This is a genomic window from Mesorhizobium sp. P160927 (assembly GCF_057766385.1).
Window position 1 is genome coordinate 209538 of record NZ_JBYMDW010000001.1, and the last position, 20167, is coordinate 229704.

Sequence of the window (20167 nt, forward strand, 5' to 3'; positions counted from 1 at the left end):
TTCGCTGCGGAATCATAGTATTTCCACAAGCCATTGCATTTCAATGTAAAATATGATTATATTGAATGCTTATTCAATAAAAAGAAGAGACGTTTTATGAACCCGCACCTCCGTGACGTGGCAATCCCGAACGATTGGGACCGGCGGGGACTGCCGGGCTGGAGCTACCATTCCGACGCCCTTCTCGAACTCGAGAAGGAGCATGTGTTCCGCAATCATTGGCAGATCGTCGGCCATGTCTGCGACATCCCTGACGCCGGCGACTACCTCACCATGGATGTCGTTGGCGAGCGCGCCCTGATCGTGCGCGGCAAGGACGGCGTCGTGCGCGGTTTCAACAACATGTGCCGCCACCGCGGCAGCCGCGTCGTCGCCGACAGCCAGGGCAATTGCAAGAACGCGCTGGTCTGTCCTTTCCATGGCTGGGTCTACAATCTCGACGGCACGCTGCGCGGCGCCGCCCGCCCGCGCTCCTTCCCCGACCTCGACAAGACCGAGTTCGGCCTGATGCCGCTCGATCTCGAAATCTGGATGGGCTTCATCTTCATCCGCTTCCGCAATGGCGGGCCACAGCCCTCCGTTGCCGAACTGCTGAGGCCGATCGAACCCGAATTCGCGCATTACAAGGCCGCCGATATGGTGCCTTCCTGGGGTATTTGGACCCAGAAAACGCCGGTCAACTGGAAGTCGGTGCGCGACGTCGACAATGAAGGCTATCACGTCGCCATGGCGCATCCCGCCTTGCAGGATCTCTATGGCGCCACCTATTTCGACGAGCCCTTCGTCAACGGCGTCTCGCGCTCCTTCGCCACCTACAACCCGTATGCCGGCCGCCGCTGGAGCGTGAAGAACTACGTCAAGATCGCGCCGGAGCCGACGCATCTGCCGGACCATCTCAGGAAGGCCTGGGTCTATTACGGCATTTTCCCCAACGCCGTTCTGTCGGTGATGCCGGAATCGGTGCAGTTCTATCAGGAGTTCCCGCTATCGACGGGTGAGACGCTGCTGCGCGGCGCCATCTATCGCTACCGCGACGAGAGCCGAGAGCAGGCCGCCGCCCGCTACCTCTCCTTCCGCATCGATCGCGACACCATGTCGGAAGATGTGCAGCTCTCGGTCTGGTCGAACGAATCCATGCTGTCCGAGGCTTTCGAGGGCTTTTATCTCTCCGACCTCGAATATGGCGTGCGCACCCACCACGACCACCTGCGCAAGCAGGTTCCGGTGCTCGGCCTGAAAACAGCGCCGGAAGAAAAGGACATGTGGAATTTGAACGACGCGCTGCGGAGCCGGGCGTAACAACCCTGGTGATTGGCCAAAGCCGCGATGAGAGCGCCCCTCTTCCCGTCAGCGCTGCCCTTCATCCGCCGTTCGGGCTCCTTCTCCGCGGGAATGGGGAGAAGGAGGAAACTCACCCCTGCCACACACCCTCTTTCCTGAGATCTTCCATCGTGCGTGAAATGCCTTCGCGCAGGATGCCGACCATGTCGTCGATCTGCTCGCGCGTGATGACGAGCGGCGGCGACATAACGCACATGTTGATAAGCGGCCGCACCAGCAGGCCAAGCTCGTGGCAGTGAGCGTCGATGCGTTTGCCGACATCCTTGTCGAGCTGCAGCGGATCCTTGCTTTCGCGATCGGCGACGCATTCGACACAACCCATCAGCCCGACGCCACGCACTTCGCCGACCAGGGGCAGCTCTTCCAGCGTTTTGAGCTGCGCCTGGAAGTAGGGCGCGACCTCGAGCGTATGCGCAAGCACGCTTTCTTCCAGCAGGTCGAGATTCTTCAAGGCCACGGCACAGCCGACCGGATGGCTGGTGTAGGTCAGGCCATGGCCGAACATCGCGTCGGGATGATTGGAACGCCGCAACTCTTCCAGCAGCCGCTCCGAGATGATGACGCCGCCAAGCGGGAAATAACCCGAGGTGACGCCCTTCGCGAAAGTGATCATGTCGGGGTCGATGCCAAACACGTCGCCCGAGGCAAAGACATGGCCCAGACGTCCGAAGCCCGTCACCACCTCGTCGGAGATATAGAGAATATCCTTGTCGCGGCAGATCTCGCGGATGCGCCTGAGGTAGCCGTCCGGCGGAATGATGACGCCGCCGGACGCCTGTATGGGTTCGCCGACGAAGGCGCCTAGTCTGTCCGCGCCGACACGCGCGACCGTATCGCGGAACTGATCGACAAGGAAATCGGTGAAGGCAGCGATGCTCATGCCTTTCGGCCGGCGGAACGGGTCGGGGGAAGCGAGCTTGACCACCAGCTCGTCGGCGCCATCCATCCAGTCGCGGTCGCGTGGGCGGCCATTGAGCGAAGCCGAGAGATAGGTTGAGCCATGATAGGCGCCGCCACGGCTCAGGATCAGCTTCTTTTCCGGCCGGCCGCGCACATTGTTGTAGAACTGCATGAAGCGCAGCGCCGTCTCGACCGCCGAGGAACCGCCCGTGGTGTAGAAGATATGGCTGAGATCTCCTGGGGCATGGCCGGCGATGCGCTTGGCGAGCTCCGCCGACGGCGCGTTCATGGTGTACCAGGGCGTGTTGTAGGACAGCGCCATCGCCTGGTCGTACATCACCCTGGCGAGTTCCTCGCGGCGATGCCCGACATTGACGCACCACATGCCGGCCGGGCCGTCGATCAGCCGCTTGCCGGTACTGTCGGTGATGTAGATGCCATCGCCCTCGCCGATCAGCGCGCGCGCCTCCGAACCGACGGAACCGGCGTAGGGCCAGGGCTGGATGAGATGACGCTTGGCCAGCTCGACCGCATCGTCGCCGCCAAGGCCAGCCGTTTCGCGTGCCTTCAGATCCCTCACAGCCGCCATCATCGCCTCCACATCATCCCCGAATTTTCCGGTCATCAATCCGGTTCGCCATGGCCGAAATCGGCACCCTGCTCACGTGATTTTGAATGTCCGTTCAATCAATATTGCAGAATTACCGCTTGATTTCAATCCGCGGATGCGCGCATGATGAAAGAAAGCCGGCAAGGGGAACAATAGCCGGCGCCAGCCCAAAGGGATGCCGTATGGCGGGACGATCCAGGCCAGCAATCGAGATCACACCCGGAGCCCGTCCCCCCAGGGTCTGGCAATGACGGCGGCTGCGGAAGGGTCGCCCTCGTTCGGCATGACGCTGGCCAGAAGAAATGCCTTTCTGCAATCCGAGCCTGTACAAGGCTTCGCCTTGATCAGCCCGACCTTTCTCTATGCTCTCATCCTTTTGGTCCTGCCGATCCTGGTGGTCATCGCCCATTCCTTCTGGACGCAGCACTACCTGACCATCGACCGAACCTTCACGCTGGAAAACTATCGCGTCGCACTGACCGAGCCGATCTACCGCGATCTGTTGTGGCGCTCGCTCTACATCTCGCTGACTGTCAGCCTGTCCACTGTCGTCCTCGCCTACCCGATCGCCTATTTCATTTCCTTCCATGGCGGCCGTCACAAGAGCCTGTGGCTCTTCCTCATCACCATCCCGTTCTGGACCAGCTATCTCTTGCGCGTGATGTCGTGGAAGGTCATCCTGGGCTACAACGGCGTTTTGAATTCCGGCCTGATGGGTCTGGGCATCATCGACGAACCGTCGACCGCCCTGCTCTACAATTCGAGCGCTGTCATCATCACGCTCACCCATGCTTGGACCGCTTTCGCCATCCTGCCGATTTTCGTGTCCCTCGAGAAGGTCGACCGCACGCTAGTCGAAGCGGCCACCGACCTCGGCGATAGCCCCTTCCGATCGTTCCTGCGCGTGACTTTGCCGCTGTCGGCGCCAGGCATCATCTCCGCGGCGCTGATCGTCATGATCCCGACGGTCGGCGACTATGTCACGCCAAAGCTCGTCGGCGGCAAGGACGGGGTCATGATCGCCAATGCCATCCAAGCGCAGTTCGGCAAGGCCGCCAACTGGCCGCTCGGTGCCGCGCTTTCCGTCACCACCATGCTGATCGTCTCCCTGATGGCCGGCGCCACGGTGTTGATCATCCGCGGCTTGCAAAGGATGGCGCGATGAAGGCGCGGCGCTTGCTGCCGGGCGGCTGGCTATCGGCCTACGCGTTCCTCTATATCGTCTTCCTCTATCTGCCCGTCATCTTCCTGCCGATCTTCTCGGTCAACACGGCGGCGACGCCGAAATTCCCGCTGACGGGCTTCACCCTGCAGTGGTACGAAGACCTGCCGCGCACGCCGGCGCTGCTCGATGCTGCCTGGAACAGCCTGATCGTCGGCGTCTCGGCGGCCATCCTCTCCACCGTACTCGGCATCCTCGCCGCTCGCTCGATCACCCGCTACCGCTATCCCGGCCGCCGCGCCATCAACGGTCTGATCATGGCGCCGCTTGTGCTGCCTGAAGTGATCGTTGCCATCTCGATGCTGCTGGTGTTGCTGCAGTTGGGCCTCGGTCTTTCGCTGTTCACCGTCGTGCTGGGCCACGTCCTGGTCTGCATTCCCTATTCGATGACGGTACTGACTTCCGGCTTCGAAGGTTTCGACCGCAGCCTAGAGGAAGCCTCCGCCGATCTCGGCGAAAGCGCCGTCGGCACTTTCCGGCGCGTGACGTTGCCGATGGTGGCGCCGGCGATCATTTCCAGCCTGCTGGTCTGCTTCACCATCTCGCTGGACGAATTCATCATCGCCTTCTTCCTTACCGGCACCGAGGCGACGCTGCCGATCTACATCTGGGGTCAGTTGCGTTTCGCCTCGAAACTGCCCGGCGTCCTGGCGCTGGGCACGCTGCTTTTGGTTGCCTCTTTCCTGTTGATGACAATTGCTGAAATCCTGCGTCGCCGCGCGGCCAGACGCACGCAGAACGAGGGAGGCCTCTATGCCTGAGCAGCCGCGGATCGAGCTATCTCACGCGGACAGGATCCATTCCGAAAGATCGATGATCGAGATCCGCAATGTCACCCGCAGCTATGGGGCGTTCAAGGCGCTGGACGACGCCTCCCTGACCATCAGGGGAGGCGAGTTCTTCTCGCTGCTCGGCCCGTCGGGCTGCGGCAAGACCACGCTTTTGCGCATGATCGCCGGCTTCGATAATCCGACCAGCGGTTCGATCGCGGTTGGCGGCCAGCCCATGGAAGGCGTACCGGCCAACCGCCGGCCGACCAACATGGTGTTCCAGAGCTACGCGATCTTCCCGCACCTCAATGTCGAGCAGAACGTCGCCTACGGGCTGAAGCGGTTGAAGCTGCGGGGTGGCGAAGAGAAGCGCCGGGTCGAGGAAGCGCTGGCGCAGGTCTCGCTCACCGGCCTCGGCAAGCGGCTTGGCACGGAGCTTTCCGGCGGCCAGCGGCAGCGCGTGGCGCTCGCCCGCGCCCTGGTGATGCGACCTAAGGTGCTTCTGCTCGACGAGCCGCTGTCGGCGCTCGACAAGAAGCTGCGCGAGCAGATGCAGGTCGAACTGCGCCGCCTCCAGCAGGCCGTCGGCATCACCTTCGTCCTGGTCACCCACGATCAGTATGAAGCGCTCGCAATGTCCGACCGCATCGCCGTGATGTTCGGCGGCAGGATCGCGCAGGTCGCCTCTCGAAGGAAATCTACCAGCGCCCGGTAAACCGTCAGGTCGCCGACTTCCTTGGCGGCATGAATTTCGTCAAGGCCGACATCGTCGAGGAGAACGGCACCTCGCTGGTTCTCGATACGCTCGGATTCGGCCGCGTCAAGACCGACAAGCCGAAGGCTTTCGTGCGCAATGGCGGCGGCGCGACGCTCGGCATCCGACCGGAGCGCCTGCGCGTGCTATGGGACAACGCGACAGCCAAGTTCGAGGTCGCCGGCAAGGTGGTGGAACGCCACTATTTCGGCGAGATCACCCATCTGATCGTCGAGATCCCTGGCCTGGAGAAGCCGCTCTCGGTGACCGAGACCAACGATTTCGGCGCCGATGACATTCCAGTCGGCACCTCGATCCGCCTTGCCTATGATCCGGAAGCGCTGGTCGCGATGGCCGACTGAACTCCGGCGATGATCCTGCGCGCCGCGATACGCCCGGCCACGATCGCGCCCTCGACATAGCCCGGGAATGAGGGCGACAATTCCGACGACGCGAAATGCACCGGCGGTGCGCCGGCAAGAATGGTGCGCTCGGCACCCCTCGCCGACACATCGACGATCACGTCGCTATAGGCGCCCCCGCTCCAGCGGTCGTGCGTCCAGTCGCGGCGGCTGAAATCGAGAACATCCGCCGCCTCTGCACCCAGCGCCTCCACAAGCTTCCTCGTCACCTGTCTCCGCAGATCCAACTCGCCGAGTTCGTGCCAGCGCAGCGCCAGCGGTCCGCCAACGAAGACGACAAGCGCCGCATGATCGGGATCCCTGCTCGCGTCGCAGGCAAACAGCCCCGGCAGATCGCGCCACATCACCATCCCGCTCAAATCCCGCTCGCGCCAGAATGGCTTGGGATAGCGGACCAGGACCTTGATCACCGCGCCGCTTTCCCAGGCGCCGAGCGCCGTTTCCAGGGCTGCCGGCAAGGCGGGCGTAAAATCGAGCTTCGCGGCTGTCGCCGGCGGCACGGCGACCAGAACTTCTCGCGCTTCGATCACGCTATTGCTGGAGACGACACGAACCCCTGCCGGACCGTATTCGATGCCGATGACAGGTTCGCCGAGCCTCACCCGGTCGCCGAGGTCCTCCGCCAGATCATCGGCCAACGACTGCATGGTCTCGCGCAGGGAATATTGCAGCTCCGGCACCTCGTTGGTGATACGGCGGTCATTGTCGATCAGATACCAGAGCGGCACCTTCTCCAACGCCAGGCACCACAGGCCCTCGATCATCGACCGGAAGGCCGCCTTGGCCTCGCCCACGTCATCCTGCCTCTCCAGCCACTCGGCAACGGTCGATCCGGCAATGGCGGGATCGTTGGGCTCGATGCTGTTCATGCGTTCGCGGATCGCCATCGAGGCTTGATAGGTCCGCTCGGCCCGGCCGACCGACATTGACGGGTAAGTGATGAAATCGCCCTCGACGTAGGTCTCGACGAAGGTCCTGCCGCGAGCCTGGGCCAGTTCCATCAGCTGCGGCATGTCCTCGCAAAGGAACTGGCCGCCGCTGTCGATGCGCTCGCCAAGCCCGTTCCACAGGGCCTCGACCCGCCCACCGACGCGGTCGCGTGCCTCGAGCAGCAGGAAGCCGACGCCGGCCCTCTTCAGCTCAAGCGCCGCCGACAGGCCGGTGAAGCCGGCGCCGACGATGACGACGTCGGTTCTTTCTGTCTGGTCGTTCAATAGCCAGCCTTGATCTTCTCGAACTCGTCGATCATGCGCTTCTTCAACTCGGGCGCGACAGGCTGCTGGAACAGGGTCTTGTCGAGGAATTTTTCGAGATTGTCGAAGCCGCGGTCGGCCAGCACCTTATGGTCGATATCAGCCATTCCGGCGCCGTTGCCGTGGCCGTAGCCGAAGGTCTTGACCATATAGTCGGACACGCCGGGCGCATTGACGGCGCTGAGGAAATCATAGGCCTGGTCGAGCTTGCCTGGCGCATCCTTCATCAGCACATAGCCGCACACCCAGGTCGAAATCCCTTCCTTGGTCTCGCGGTTCATGGCGATCGGCAAGCCTTGTCCCTTCAGTGTCACGAAGGTTTCGTTCCAACCCCAGACGAGATCGACCTCGTTGCCGATAAAGGCCTGGTTAAGGTCGGTGTCGTCTGTCCAGTAGAAACGGATGTTCTTGTGCACGTCGCGCAGGAAAGCGGACGCCTGCTTGAACTGTCGTCGGTCATCTTGGTCCAGTCCTTGAGACCAATGACCAGGCTCGCCAAGGCATGGGCGTCGTCGACATTCTCACCGATGGTGACGCGGCCCTTGAAACGCGGATCGGCGAAAATCTTGAGCGACTGTGCCTGATCGGCCGTCACCTTGTCGGTGCGATAGAGCAGCGAGGTGTTGCCCCAGTCGAATGGCATGAACCATGCCTTGCCGTCGGCGGTGACGGCGAGATCCTTCATCGCCATGATATCGGGGTTGAGATCCTTCCAGCCGGCGATCCTGGACGTGTCGAGCGGCTGCAGCATGCCGGCCTCGCGCCACTTGACCACGCTCTGCGAGCAGGGTTGCGCTATATCGGCCTTGAAACCTGCCCGCATCTTCTCGAACGCCTCGTCCTCGTCGCCGAAGAAAGCAAAGGTCGGCTCGGCGCCATACTTGGCAGCGTAAGCCGGGTGCAGCAGGGGATCCTCGTAGCCCGACCAGTCGAACACGACGAGGTCGCCGCCGCCTTCGGCGAGCCCGTAAACCGCGCCGGCACCGAGCGTACAGGCAGCGGCGATGACAACGCGGCGAAGCACGGAATTCATGGCGCGAAAAACTCCCCCATCGCGAAAGATGTCGAGAGCGAAGTTAGGCAAATTCAAGCGCTTTGGCGAGCCCATCCGCCGATGCTGCCGACAGACGGATGGGCACGATAGACAACGGCTCAATAGCCGGCTTTGATCTTCTCGAACTCGGCGATCATCTTGAGCTTGAGATCGGACGGCAGCGGCTGCTGGAACAGTGTCTTGTCGACGAATTTCTGCACGTCGTCATAGCCCTTTTCCTTCAGGATGGCCTGATCGACGCCGGCCATGCCCTTGGCGTTGGCCTGGCCGTAGCCCCAGTCCTTGACCAGCACCTTGGCGGTCTCCGGATCGTTGACCGCGTTGAGATAGTCATAGGCCTTGTCGGTATTGCCGGGCGCATCCTTGAACAGCACGTAGCCGCACACCCACGTCGAGATGCCTTCCGCCGGGTCCTTCTTCGACTTGATCGGCACGCCGGCAGCAACCGACTGCACGGTCGCATCGTTCCAGGCCCAGGCGAGATCGACCTCGCCGCCGCTCAGAAGCTGGACGACGTCGGTGGTATCGGTCCAGTAGGAGCGCACGTTCTTGTGCACCTGGCGCAGGAAGTCGGAGGCCTGCTTGAACTGGTCGTCGGTCATCTTGGTCCAGTCCTTCAGGCCGATGGCAAGGCTCGCCAGCGCATAGGCATCGTCGACATTGTCGCCGATCGAAACCCGGCCCTTGAACTTCGGGTCGGCGAACGCCTTCAGCGACTGCACGTCCTTTTCGTCGATCTTGGAGGTGTTGTAGGTAAGCTGCGTGTTGCCCCAGTCCCAGGGCATGAACCAGGCTTTCCCGTCCTCCGTCGCGGCGAGATTTTTCATCGCCATGATGCCGGGATTGAGGTCCTTCCAGCCCGTGATCTTCGAGGTATCGAGCGGTTGCAGCAGGCCCGCCTCGCGCCACTTCGTCACGCTCTGCGAGCAGGGATGGCCAAGGTCGGCCTTGAAGCCGGAACGGACCTTTTCGAACGCCTCGTCCTCGTCGCCGAAGAAGGCAAAGGTCGGCGAATCGCCGTTTTTCTCGACATATTTCGGGTGGAAGCTCGGATCCTCATAGCCTGACCAGTCGAACACGATCAGATCCTTGTCGGCCGCGATCGCCAGCGCCGCGGCCGAAGCCGCCAGTGTTCCCGTTAGCGCGAGCGTCAGCGTCAGGCGGCTTGTCAGTGTCTTCATTGCTGTTCCATCCTCTGCCGTTTCTTATGGTTTCGTCTTTCTTATGATCTCGTAGGGCTGGCGGCCTTCAGCGGGTAGTGTTTCGGAAAAGCCGCCGACAGAAATTCATTGGCCGCCTGCAAGGAGGTCTCCCGCGTGGTGTCCTCGGTTCCCATCATCAACCGCAGCCACAAGCCTTCCAGCATGGCGCTGAGCGCCAGCGCCATGACCTGCGGCTCATAGGCGTAGCCGCCGCTCTGTTTCAGAGCCGCGCACAGGTCGATGAAAATATTCTGGTAAACGGCATCCCGCGCGCTGCTCAGCGCCTGGTAGGTCGGCCGCGACTTGGCCTCTCCCCAGAAGGCGCACCATGCGGCAAGCTTGCGCTTGTTGCAGATGGAGCGGTCGAAATCGGCCGCGACGAGGACCTGGAGTTGCCGCGCGGGGTCGTCTCCTGCCTTTTGCAAGGCATTGCGCCAGTGCGCGGAATACTCGTCGTACATATATTGTAGCGTCGCGACGAGCAGCTTCTCCTTGCTCTCGAAATGGAAATTGACAATGCCGCGCGACAGGCCGGCGCCGTCGGCGACATCGGCCATCGTCGTTTCCGAATAGCCGCGCTTGGCGAGCGAATCGATCGTCGCCTCGATGAGCTGAAGCTGCCTGACCTCCTTCGAGGCCTTGCGCCCGCGCTTCTCGGATTCGGCTTTCCGCGCCGGTTCAAGAAGCGCGTCCCTGGCGTCTGCCGTTTTCATGCGTGTGAAGGTCTCCAGCATCGCCGGCTATCCCTTTGCATCCGGCTTCCACCAGCGAAGATGAGTGGGACGGTGCTCGCGCTGTCAAGCACCTTCTGCATGGCCTCCCAGCTTATGATGGCGGCCTCGTCATACTGCGAAGTGACGTCTGCCATTTCAATCATCAGCCTCGGTTCTCACGGACGGATTACTGGGTTCGAATGTCGGCAAAGCGTAACTCACGCCCGGAAAAACGCAACATTATTTGTTGAACATTCATTCAGTAAGGCTGGACACAATGGCTGGTACCGTGCCAAATTCCGCGCATTCGACAATAAATCACGCAGAAGTGAAAGCGGGACGCAGATGAGCACTGGGCCACAATGAAAGCTTGGGATGCGATCATCATCGGCGGCGGACACAATGGCCTTGTCAACGCCTGTTACCTGCAGCGCGCCGGTCTCGACGTGCTGGTTGTGGAGAAGAACGACTGGGTCGGAGGCGCGGCCACCAGCCGCGAGCTGACGCCGGGCTTCCTCTACTCGAACTGCTCCTACGTCTGCTCGCTGTTCCGGCCCGAGATCATGCGCGATCTGGAGCTCCCCCGCTTCGGCCTGCAAGTCATCTCCTATGAGGGCGGCGCGGTGTTCACCCGGGATGGCGACTACCTCGCCAACTACCGCGACCACGACGCGCACCGGCGGGAATTCGCTCGTTTCTCCAAAAGGGATGCCGAGGCCTATGACCACTACGCCCGCGACGTGACGCGGCAGTGCCGCTTCATCCAGCCGCTTTTGATGCGCACCGCGCCGGACCCAACCAGCCTGCGCCCGCGCGACCTCGGTGAACTGCTCTATCTCGGCAAGAAATTCGCGGGTCTCTCCGCCGAGGAAATGGCGTTGACGCTGCGCTTCTGGACCATGTCTATCTCTGAGTTCCTCGACGAATATTTCGAGACCGACGTCATCAAGGCGAACTTCGCGCTGTCTGGCATCATCGGCACGGCACTCGGGCCGATGTCGCCCGGCACCGCTTACGTGCTGCTGCATCACTATATGGGCGAGGTCGACGGATCGGTCGGCGCCTGGGGCTATGCGCGCGGCGGCATGGGCGCCGTCACCAAGGCGCTGGCCGCCTCGTTCAAGGCCTCGGGTGGGACCATCCGCACCGGCGCCGAGGTCGACCATGTGCTGGTGAGCCGTGGCAAGGCCAGGGGCGTCGTGCTGGCCGGCGGCGAGGAGGTTTACGGCAAGCTGGTCGTCTCCAATGCCGACGTGAAGCGCACCTTCCTGAAGCTGGTCGAGGAGAAGGAACTGCCCGACATCTTCCTGCGCCGGGTGAAGAACTTCAAGATTCGCGGATCTTCCGGAAAGGTCAACATAGCCCTCGATTCGCTGCCGGAATTCCCGGCGCTGCCGAAGGATTCGTCGGTCTATCGCGGCGACATGCATTTCACCGATTCGATGGAGCGCATGGAGCGCGCCTATGACGACTGGAAGGCCGGCCGCTGGTCCGCCGATCCGTTCCTCGACATGGTCATCCCGACGACGCTCGACCCGACCATGGCGCCGCCCGGGAAACATTTCATGAGTTGCTTCGTGCAGTACGCTCCGCCCAAGATCGCTGGTCGCGAGTGGACGGACGCCGATCGTGACGGTTTTGCTGAAAGCGTGATCGCGCAGATATCGGACTATTCACCCGGGTTCCGCGACCGCATCGTCCATATGGAGGTGCGGACGCCACGCGAGATCGAGGCCGAGGTCGGCCTCACCGAAGGCAACATCTTTCAGGGCGAACTGACCTTCGACCAGTTGCTGTTCAACCGTCCGGTGCCCGGGTACGCGCAGTATCGGTCGCCGGTCGGCAGCCTCTATATGTGCGGCTCCTCGACCCACCCCGGCGGCGGCGTCATGGGTGCACCCGGACGCAACGCAGCCTCCGAAATCCTGCGCGATCTCGCAAAATCCACTTCGCATATGAGCCCGGCCCATGACGTCATTTGATGCCATCGTTATCGGCGGCGGCCACAACGGGCTTGTCGCAGCCGCCACGCTGGCGAAGTCAGGCCGTAAGGTGCTGGTGCTGGAAGCAGGAGCCGAACTCGGGGGCGCCGCGCGGACCGAGGAATTTGCGCCGGGTTTTCGCGCTTCATCCATCGCGCATGTGTTGAACCGGCTGCATCCCGACGTGGTGAAAACGCTGGAGCTGGAAAAGCACGGGCTGCGGATCGCTCGCTCCGACTTCCTGCCGTCGGTCGCATTGTCGAAAGATGGACCGCCGCTTGTCCTGCATGGCGCTTATGGCGAGGTGCTGACTGGCGCCAGTTCGTCGGAACAGTCCGCCTGGAAGGAATTGCGCGCACAATTGCTGCGCTATGCCGGCATCCTGAAACCCTTCCTGTCGCGCCGGCCGCCCGATCTCGGCGGCATGTCGCTGCAGGAGGCCGCTTCGCTCGCCCATACCGCGGTGGCGCTGAAGAAACTTGGCATGGAAGACATGCGCGACTTCCTGCGCGTGCTTTTGATGAACGTTGCCGACCTGCTTGACGAACAGCTCGCCGATATCAGGCTGAAAGGGCTGCTCGCCTTCGACGCAACGCTCGGCAGCCATCTCGGCCCGCGCTCGCCGACCTCGCTGCTCGGCCTCTATTATCGTCTGACCGGAGCGAGCGGCGGTGCGGCCGGAGCGCAATTGCTGCCAAAGGGCGGCATGGGCGCGGTGGTCGCCGCCATCCGCACTGCTGCCGAAAAGGCTGGCGTCACGATCCGCGCATCGGTGCCCGTCGCCAGGATCATTGTCGACAAAGGCCGCGCCGTCGGCGTCGCCCTCGAGAATGGCGAAGAACTTCGCGCCCGAACGATCGTCTCGGCGATCAATCCGACGACCACCTTCCTCGACCTCGTCGGACCGCGCGAGATCGACACCGGCTTCGTGCGCAAGGTGAAAAACATCCGGATGAGGGGCGATGCCGCCAAGCTCCATCTGGCGCTCGACCGGCCGCCACGGTTTGCCGGTGTCGACGACGCCGGCCATAAGGGCCGACTGGTGATCGCGCCCTCCCCCGATCATGTCGAGCGTGCCTTCAATTCATCAAAATATGGCGAGTTCTCACCCGAACCGGTGATGGAGATCACGCTACCCAGCCTCGCCGACCCCTCGCTCGCGCCCGACGGCGCCTGCGTGCTGTCGGCCGTGGTGCAATACGCGCCCTATCGGTTGAAAGAGGGCTGGGATGCCGGCAAGCCGAAATTCCTAAAAGCGATCATGGCGCAGTTCGAGGCTTACGCACCCGGTATCGGCAAGAGCGTTGTCCATGCCGAGCTGCTGACGCCTGCCGATATAGAGATGCGCTACCGCATGCCGGGTGGCCATTGGCACCATGGTGAATTACAGGCCGATCAGATGCTGATCTCGCGTCCCATCTCCGGCTGGTCGGGTTACGACACGCCGCTCGACGGGCTGTTCCTGGCCGGCGCGGGTTCGCATCCTGGTGGCGGTGTTTCGGGTGCGCCAGGATTGAACGCCGCGCGGCGCATCATTGCGATGAAGGGGTAGGTCATGGTCCAGCTAACCAGGAAGAAGCCCGTCTTGAAGACAGCCGATCCAGCCGTTTCCGATCGCATCGAAGCCCAATCCCACTTCCGCACGCTGCGCCTCGGCACGCCATTCCAGCCGCGCATCGACGCACTGGCCAAGACCCAGGACTGGTACAATTGGGCCGGCTACCGCGCGCCGCATTCGCTGTGGGACGAGGAGCTCGAATATTTCGCGATCCGCAGTCAGGCGGCGCTGTTCGACATTTCGCCCATGACCAAATACCGGATCGAGGGGCCGCACGCCGAAGCCTTCCTCGATCGGCTCACGCTGCGCGATGTGACAAAGCTGAAACCCGGCCGGGTGCATTACACCGCGTGGTGCGACGATGAGGGCTTCGTCCTCGATGATGGCACACTGTTTCGGCTCTCGCCGGACCGCTTCCGGCTCTGTTCGCAAGAGCGGCATCTGCCGTGGCTGCTGGACAGCGCCCTTGGTTTCGACGTCATCGTCGAGGAAGAGACCGAGGCCGTCGCCGGGCTCGCCTTGCAGGGCCCCACATGCTTCGCCGTGCTGCGCGATGCCGGTTTCGCCGGTGTCGAGAGGCTGAAAATATTCGACCTTGCCGAATTCCCGCATGACGGCGGCACAGCCATCATTTCACGGACCGGCTTTACCGGCGATCTCGGTTACGAACTGTTCGTTCCGGCCGAAAAGGCGCTGAGCCTATGGGACCGGCTGATGACAGCTGGGGAACTGCGCGGCATCAGGGCGATCGGCTACACCGCCCTCAACCGTGCCCGTCTCGAGGCTGGGCTGATCGTCGCCAATGCCGATTTCACCACCGCCGAACATGCCATCCGCGCCGACCGCTTGCGCATGCCCGACGAGATCGGGCTCGGCTTCATGGTTGATCTGGAGAAGGGCCATTTCAATGGCCGCCGCGCCATCCTCGAGGCCCGCGCCAAACGCAAGCTTCGGCATGTCCTCGTCGGACTGGAGATCGAAGGCAACATCCCGGCCGAACACGCGATCGTCTATCACAGGAAAACCCAGGAGGTCGGCCTGATCAGCGCCGCCATGTGGTCGCCGATGGCCAAGCGCAACATCGCCATCGCCTCGCTGGCGCGGCCCTATGGTGATACTGTCGTGGAAGACCTCTGGGTCGAGATCTATGCCATGCGCGAGCTGCAGTTCCAGAAGCTGATGAAACGGGCCAAGGTGGTGGCGCGACCCTTCATCAAGCTCGACCGCCGTACCGCCAATCCGCCGGCGGATTTCTGACCATGACCGAGGAAGCGGGCAAGCACCAGGAAGAAGGTGAAGCCGCCGAACAGTGGGAGCTGGTCAACACGCCGCTCGGCGAGAAATGGTCTGGCCGCGCGCGGTATGCCGCCGCCATGTTCTTCTACAAGCGTGGCGAGATGAGCGCCGAGACGCTGGAGGTCTATCGCATTTGCGCTCGGCTCGATGCGGAAAACCCGCTGCCGATCATTCGCGATCGCGGCGTCGGCAAGGAATGGCTGAATCGCATGGGCTTCGAATAAGGCGACCTAACCTATCGTTCTTTCCAGCATGCTTAGCCAGTTGCGGTAGGCAATCTTTTCGATCAGAGCCCGGCCAAAACCGCGCGCCGCCAGCGCATCGATGAGTTTCGGCAGGCCGGCGACGTCGCCGATGACGGCCGGGATCATGGCGCCGTCGAAATCCGAACCGAGACCGACGCCATCCTCGCCCAAAGCCTGCAGCAGGGAATCGATATGGCGCACCATGATGTCGAGGCTGGTGTCGGCATTCATGCGGCCGTCCTCGCGCAGGAAGCCGGTGGCGAAGTTCAACCCGACCATGCCGCCGGAGTCGCGGATCGCGCCGAGCTGCCAGTCGGTGAGATTGCGCGAATGGCCGCAGATCGCGTGCACGTTGGAGTGGGTGGCGACCAGCGGTGCATCGCTAAGCGCTGCGACGTCGCGAAAACCCTTCTCGTTAAGATGCGAGAGATCGATCATGATCCTCAGTTCATTGCAGGTCTTGACCAGCGCTTTGCCGGCATCGGTCAGCCCGGGACCGGTATCCGGCGAGGACGGAAAGCGAAACGGCACGCCGTGACCGAACGCATTCGGCCGGCTCCAGACGATGCCGAGCGAGCGCAGGCCCGCGGCATGCAGCACGTCGAGCATGGTGAGTTCGGGATCGATCGCCTCGACGCCCTCGATGTGGAACACCGCGGCAATCGTGCCTTGCGCCATGGCATTGCGCACATCGCCGGCACTGCGGCAGATCGCCAACGCTCCGGCGCGCTCCAGCCGGAACAGGATGGATGCCATCGCGATCGTCGAGTTGAGCGCATCGGTGCGAGGCACCTCGGGCGGCAGCGGCTCGCTGTCGCTTGGCGCCGAAGGGACGGCGCTGCGCCGCGCTTTCTCGACCGGCGGCGGGAAGATGGCGAACATGCCACCGGCGAATCCGCCGGCCCTGGCGCGCGGCAAGTCGACATGGCCGCCCGATTTCCCTTCGATGAACAGCTTTTCGACGTCCGCGTCTTTCGCCTGGTGCAAACGCAGCAGCGTGTCGTTGTGGCCGTCAAAGACGGGGACGAGGTCTGTTTCGGTCATCTGGGGGATCATTCGGTCTGTTTGTCGGCAGGGCGATGTATCATATCTAGGCAAGATGTGCCGCCGGGGCAAACTACAAAGCCAACGGGAAGGCAATGGCCGCCCGTTTTGCTCTGTTCTACAAATCCACTTTGTGCTTGCGGGACCTACCGCTTCAGCACATCCGCCCATTCCGGGTGACGGCGGAACTGGGCGTTGGCGAACGGGCAGAGCGGGATGATCTTCTTGCCTGCTGCTCGCGCGTCCTCGACGGCACGGGTGACGAGCCGAAGCCCGGCGCCCTGGCCGCGAAAGGCGTCCGGCACTTCGGTGTGATCGATGATCAATTGGTGCTCGCCGATCTTGGTGAAGGTCATCTCCGCCTCGGCACCGCCGGCGCCGCGCAGGACGTAGCGACCCTTGGAGCCCCGATCCTCAAGTTCGATCTCTGGCAATTGATCGGGCATCTCTACACTCCTTGGGCGATAGTGGCGAAAAGCCGCCGCGCCGCTTCGATTTCGTTTGGCCGCACCTCGTGCCCGCCTTCGTGCCACTCAACTGTGACATCGGCACCGTCGGCACGCAAATAGGCTTCGAGCCGCGAGGTCAGGTTGGGCGGGCAGATCGGATCGCGCTTGCCGGCGGTCACCAGGATGTGACGACCGGCGAGGCTGCCCTTGACCTGCGGCTCGAACGGGATCAGCGGATGCATCAGCACCGTGGCGTCGAACAGGTCAGGTGCTTCGAACACCAGCGAAGCCAGAACGTTGGCGCCATTGGAGTAGCCGAGGCCCAGCACGGCCGACGGCTTCGCCGCCTCGACATGGGCTTGGACGAAGCCCGCCATCTTGTCCGTGGCCCGCTTCAGATCGTCCATGTCATAGACGCCCTCGCCGGTGCGGCGGAAAAAGCGCGCGGCACCTTGCTCCGACACATCGCCGCGTGGCGAGACGATGGTGGCCTGTGGCGCGAGATCGCGCCCCAGCGAGACAAGCTGGCTCTCGTCGCCGCCAGTGCCGTGGAAGACCAAAAGCAGCGGACCACCCGGCGAACCAGGCAGCACCTTGTGGGCGTAAGCGCCTTTGCTCATCGTCTCAGCCCTCCAACTTCTGCAGATGCTGTTCGAGATATGGCCGCAGATGCTGATGCTGGGTCGGCAGCTTCAGCGCCTCGCCGAGATGGGCGGTGTCCTCGTCCTTGTCGAAACCCGGCTCATTGGTGGCGACTTCGAACAGCACGCCTCCCGGCGTGCGGAAATAGATCGCCCAGAAATAGTCGCGGTCGATCACCGGCGTCACGCCATAACCCGTATCCATCAGCGCTTTGCGCACTTCAAGCTGCTTGACGCGGTTCTCGACAGCAAAGGCCACATGATGGACGGAGCCGGCGCCGAGATCGGCGAAGGGTGCGGTCGGCAGCGCTTCGATATCGACGAAATCGGCGCCGTTGCCGTTCTTGACGGCGAGCCGCCTGATATTGCCTGACTTGTCGACCTCCTCGTAACCCATGAACTTCAACAACTCCTCGGTGGCGCCGCCATCCTTCAGCCTCAGCGAAACCGAGTGAAAGCCGCGGATCGCCTCGTCCGCGGCAATACCGCCCTTAACCCAGGGCGCTCTGCCGTCGGCCTTGTCCTCGATGAGGGCAAACCCGTCGCCGTCCGGGCCGGCAAATGCGAGCCGGTTCTCGCCAAAGCTTTCCTCGCGGGAGACATTGGTTACGCCTTCGTCGGTAAAGCGTTTTTCCCAATAGGCGAGCGTGCCTTCCGGCACGGAATAGACCGTGGTGCCGACTTCGCCGACGCCAGGGCGGCCCTTCCCGATGTTGGGAAACGGGAAATAGGTCATTACCGAGCCGGGTGTGCCAGCCCCGTCGCCATAATAGAGATGGTAGACGTCGGGCGCATCGAAATTGACCGTCTTCTTGACCCGGCGCAGGCCGAGCTTGTGGGTGAAGAAATCATTGTTCTGCCTTGCGTCCCTGGCCATCGAGGTGACGTGATGCAAGCCCTTGATCTGGTCGAGCATGGTCTCTGCTCCTTCCCTTGGTGTTTGTGCGGCCCTCGCCGCTGTCCTCGCAAATATGAGAATACGAGCGAGTATGGCAAAGGCGGCAAACACAGGATGGACTGTGCCTAAAAAGAGAACAATCAAAAGACTCTTGTTCACCGTTTAGCAAACAACGCTGGTCTTGCGCGGTCGATGGAATCGGTTCCATGTGCGCATTCGAACGTACTGGAGAGGGGTAGCGCAAGTGACTGGAAAAGGCAGGCGGCCAAATGTCCTCCTTATTACCTGCGACCAGTGGCGCGGCGATTGCCTGTCGGCTGCCGGTCATCCCCAGTTGAAAACGCCGAATGTCGATGCGCTGGCCGCCGACGGTGTGCTGTTCAAGCGCCATTACGGCGGCGCGGCGCCTTGCTCACCCGCCCGTGCCTGCCTCTACACAGGCCTCTATCAGATGAACAATCGTGTCTGCCGCAACGGCACGCCGCTCGACGCCCGCCACGGCAATATTGCGCTCGCCGCGCGCAGCGTCGGCTATGATCCGACCTTGTTCGGCTATACCGATGTGTCGCTCGATCCGCGCCAGCTTGCACCAGCCGATCCACGGTTGCACAGCTATGAGGGTGTGCTGCCCGGCTTCACGGTGCGCCAATTCCTGCCCGAACATCAGAAGCAGTGGCTGTCCTGGCTAAAGCAGCAGGGCATCGATGCCGGCGCTGGAAGTCCTGACATCCACCGCCCCGTGGGCGAGGTCGACGGTGCGGTGACCGAGGCGCCACCCGTCTACTCCAGAGACCAGACGCCGACGGCCTTCCTTGCCGGCGAGTTCATCCGCTGGCTGGGCGAGCAGGACGAGGCCACGCCGTGGTTTGCGCATCTTTCCTTTATCAGCCCGCATCCGCCCTTCATCGTACCGGAACCGTACAACACTCAATACGATCCCGCGGACGGCCCCTCTTTTCACCGCGCGGAAAGTTGGCGTGCCGAATCTCAGGGCCACCCCTACGTCGCCTATGACCTCGACCGCCAAAAACGAGCAAAGTTCCGCCCCGGCGCCACGGGCAAGGTGCACGACTGGAGCGAGGATGATTTCCGCCGCATCCGGGCGATCTATTACGGCATGATCTCGGAGGTGGACGCGCAGCTCGGTCGCCTGTGGCAAGCGCTGAAGACCGAAGCCGCGTGGGACAACACGATCATCGTGCTCACCTCCGACCATGCCGAAATGATGGGCGACCACTTCATGCTGGGCAAGGGCGGCTATTTCGACGGCAGCTACCATATCCCGCTGATCATCCGCGATCCACGCCACCGCAAGGTTGCCGGCAGTGCTGTCGATCGCTTCACCGAAGCGGTGGACATTTTGCCTACGCTCATCGACCTGCTGGGAGTGTCTCCCGAACCGCACCTTGACGGATGCTCGCTGAAACCCTTCCTGAGCGGTGGAACGCCCGCCATTTGGCGCGACGCCGCGCACTGGGAGTTCGACTTTCGCTCGATCGCGGACGGTGAAGCCGAACGACACTTCGGCATCACCTCGCGCCAGTGCAACCTCGCTGTCATCCGCACGAAGAAATTCAAATACGTGCATTTTGGCGGCGGCCTGCCGCCGCTGCTTTTCGATATGGAGGACGACCCTGGCGAATCGAAGAACCTCGCCGGCAGCCCGGCACATCGTTCCACCCGACTGGAATTCGCCGAAAGGCTGCTCGCCTGGCGCGCCGAACATCTCGACCAATCGCTTGCCCTCTTGGAACTGACGGAAAACGGAGTGGCTGGATATTCCAAGTCGCAATAAGGGCGGTAGGGGATTCCC

Annotated in this window: 16 protein-coding genes and 2 pseudogenes; 9 read left to right on the forward strand and 9 right to left on the reverse strand. The window is 62.5% G+C overall.

Annotated elements, in window-relative coordinates:
* Window positions 1–96: 96 nt before the first annotated feature.
* Window positions 97–1299: an aromatic ring-hydroxylating oxygenase subunit alpha gene (locus AC3CB8_RS01025; protein WP_352564124.1), complete on the forward strand. Its 1203-nt coding sequence runs from the start codon at window positions 97–99 to the stop codon at window positions 1297–1299.
* A 112-nt stretch (window positions 1300–1411) separates the two neighbouring features.
* Here the strand turns inward: AC3CB8_RS01025 and AC3CB8_RS01030 are convergent, their stop codons facing one another.
* Window positions 1412–2830 carry an aminotransferase gene (locus tag AC3CB8_RS01030; protein WP_023794985.1) on the reverse strand — a complete coding sequence of 473 codons (1419 nt, stop codon included), beginning with the start codon at window positions 2828–2830 and terminating at the stop codon, window positions 1412–1414.
* A gap of 268 nt (window positions 2831–3098) precedes the next feature.
* Between AC3CB8_RS01030 and AC3CB8_RS01035 the strand changes: the two genes are divergently transcribed.
* The 3 genes and pseudogenes from AC3CB8_RS01035 to AC3CB8_RS01045 all read left to right on the forward strand — a co-directional run bounded on the left by AC3CB8_RS01035 (window position 3099) and on the right by AC3CB8_RS01045 (window position 5959).
* On the forward strand, window positions 3099–4016 hold the full coding sequence (locus AC3CB8_RS01035) for an ABC transporter permease (RefSeq protein WP_031252101.1): 918 nt from the start codon (window positions 3099–3101) through the stop codon (window positions 4014–4016).
* Complete coding sequence (locus AC3CB8_RS01040; protein WP_023783655.1) at window positions 4013–4834, forward strand: ABC transporter permease; 822 nt, start codon at window positions 4013–4015, stop codon at window positions 4832–4834. Before AC3CB8_RS01035 ends, AC3CB8_RS01040 begins: the two co-directional genes overlap by 4 nt.
* A gap of 52 nt (window positions 4835–4886) precedes the next feature.
* Window positions 4887–5959: pseudogene (locus tag AC3CB8_RS01045) on the forward strand (ABC transporter ATP-binding protein).
* On the opposite strand, the gene AC3CB8_RS01050 reads toward AC3CB8_RS01045, so the two are convergent.
* From AC3CB8_RS01050 to betI, 4 genes and pseudogenes are all read right to left on the reverse strand, one after another.
* Entirely contained in the window at window positions 5923–7233 is a 1311-nt protein-coding gene (locus AC3CB8_RS01050; protein WP_488377256.1) for a flavin monoamine oxidase family protein, read from the reverse strand. The pseudogene AC3CB8_RS01045 and the gene AC3CB8_RS01050 sit on opposite strands and share 37 nt — an antisense overlap.
* Window positions 7230–8305: pseudogene (locus AC3CB8_RS01055) on the reverse strand (extracellular solute-binding protein). Before AC3CB8_RS01055 ends, AC3CB8_RS01050 begins: the two are co-directional and overlap by 4 nt.
* A gap of 119 nt (window positions 8306–8424) precedes the next feature.
* Complete coding sequence (locus tag AC3CB8_RS01060) at window positions 8425–9507, reverse strand: ABC transporter substrate-binding protein (RefSeq protein ID WP_352564127.1); 1083 nt, start codon at window positions 9505–9507, stop codon at window positions 8425–8427.
* 41 nt (window positions 9508–9548) lie between these two features.
* The gene (gene betI / locus AC3CB8_RS01065; RefSeq protein ID WP_031248234.1) at window positions 9549–10262 is read right to left on the reverse strand and encodes a transcriptional regulator BetI; all 714 of its coding nucleotides are present in this window, start codon (window positions 10260–10262) and stop codon (window positions 9549–9551) included.
* Between the two features lie 341 nt (window positions 10263–10603).
* Between betI and AC3CB8_RS01070 the strand changes: the two genes are divergently transcribed.
* From AC3CB8_RS01070 to AC3CB8_RS01085, 4 genes are read left to right on the forward strand one after another with little or no spacing between them, the layout of a single operon-like run.
* A complete protein-coding gene (locus AC3CB8_RS01070) occupies window positions 10604–12223 on the forward strand; it encodes a phytoene desaturase family protein (RefSeq protein ID WP_352564128.1) in 1620 nt (539 codons plus the stop codon).
* Window positions 12210–13775, forward strand: a complete 1566-nt coding sequence (locus AC3CB8_RS01075; RefSeq protein WP_352564129.1) for a phytoene desaturase family protein — start codon at window positions 12210–12212, stop codon at window positions 13773–13775. Before AC3CB8_RS01070 ends, AC3CB8_RS01075 begins: the two co-directional genes overlap by 14 nt.
* A gap of 3 nt (window positions 13776–13778) precedes the next feature.
* Window positions 13779–15038, forward strand: a complete 1260-nt coding sequence (locus tag AC3CB8_RS01080; RefSeq protein WP_352564130.1) for an aminomethyl transferase family protein — start codon at window positions 13779–13781, stop codon at window positions 15036–15038.
* A 2-nt stretch (window positions 15039–15040) separates the two neighbouring features.
* Window positions 15041–15301, forward strand: a complete 261-nt coding sequence (locus AC3CB8_RS01085; RefSeq protein WP_023783663.1) for a hypothetical protein — start codon at window positions 15041–15043, stop codon at window positions 15299–15301.
* Between the two features lie 6 nt (window positions 15302–15307).
* Here the strand turns inward: AC3CB8_RS01085 and AC3CB8_RS01090 are convergent, their stop codons facing one another.
* The 4 genes from AC3CB8_RS01090 to AC3CB8_RS01105 form a co-directional block, all read right to left on the reverse strand.
* A complete protein-coding gene (locus AC3CB8_RS01090; RefSeq protein WP_023783664.1) occupies window positions 15308–16366 on the reverse strand; it encodes a dipeptidase in 1059 nt (352 codons plus the stop codon).
* Window positions 16367–16512: 146 nt separating this feature from the next.
* Window positions 16513–16812 carry a GNAT family N-acetyltransferase gene (locus tag AC3CB8_RS01095; protein WP_023774124.1) on the reverse strand — a complete coding sequence of 100 codons (300 nt, stop codon included), beginning with the start codon at window positions 16810–16812 and terminating at the stop codon, window positions 16513–16515.
* Window positions 16813–16814: 2 nt separating this feature from the next.
* Window positions 16815–17435, reverse strand: coding sequence for an alpha/beta hydrolase (locus AC3CB8_RS01100; protein WP_023783665.1), 621 nt, complete (start codon window positions 17433–17435; stop codon window positions 16815–16817).
* A gap of 4 nt (window positions 17436–17439) precedes the next feature.
* Window positions 17440–18372: a VOC family protein gene (locus tag AC3CB8_RS01105; RefSeq protein ID WP_023783666.1), complete on the reverse strand. Its 933-nt coding sequence runs from the start codon at window positions 18370–18372 to the stop codon at window positions 17440–17442.
* 226 nt (window positions 18373–18598) lie between these two features.
* Here AC3CB8_RS01105 and AC3CB8_RS01110 point away from each other — a divergent pair, with 226 nt between their 5' ends.
* The gene (locus AC3CB8_RS01110; RefSeq protein ID WP_023774121.1) at window positions 18599–20149 is read left to right on the forward strand and encodes an alkaline phosphatase family protein; all 1551 of its coding nucleotides are present in this window, start codon (window positions 18599–18601) and stop codon (window positions 20147–20149) included.
* Window positions 20150–20167: the final 18 nt, after the last annotated feature.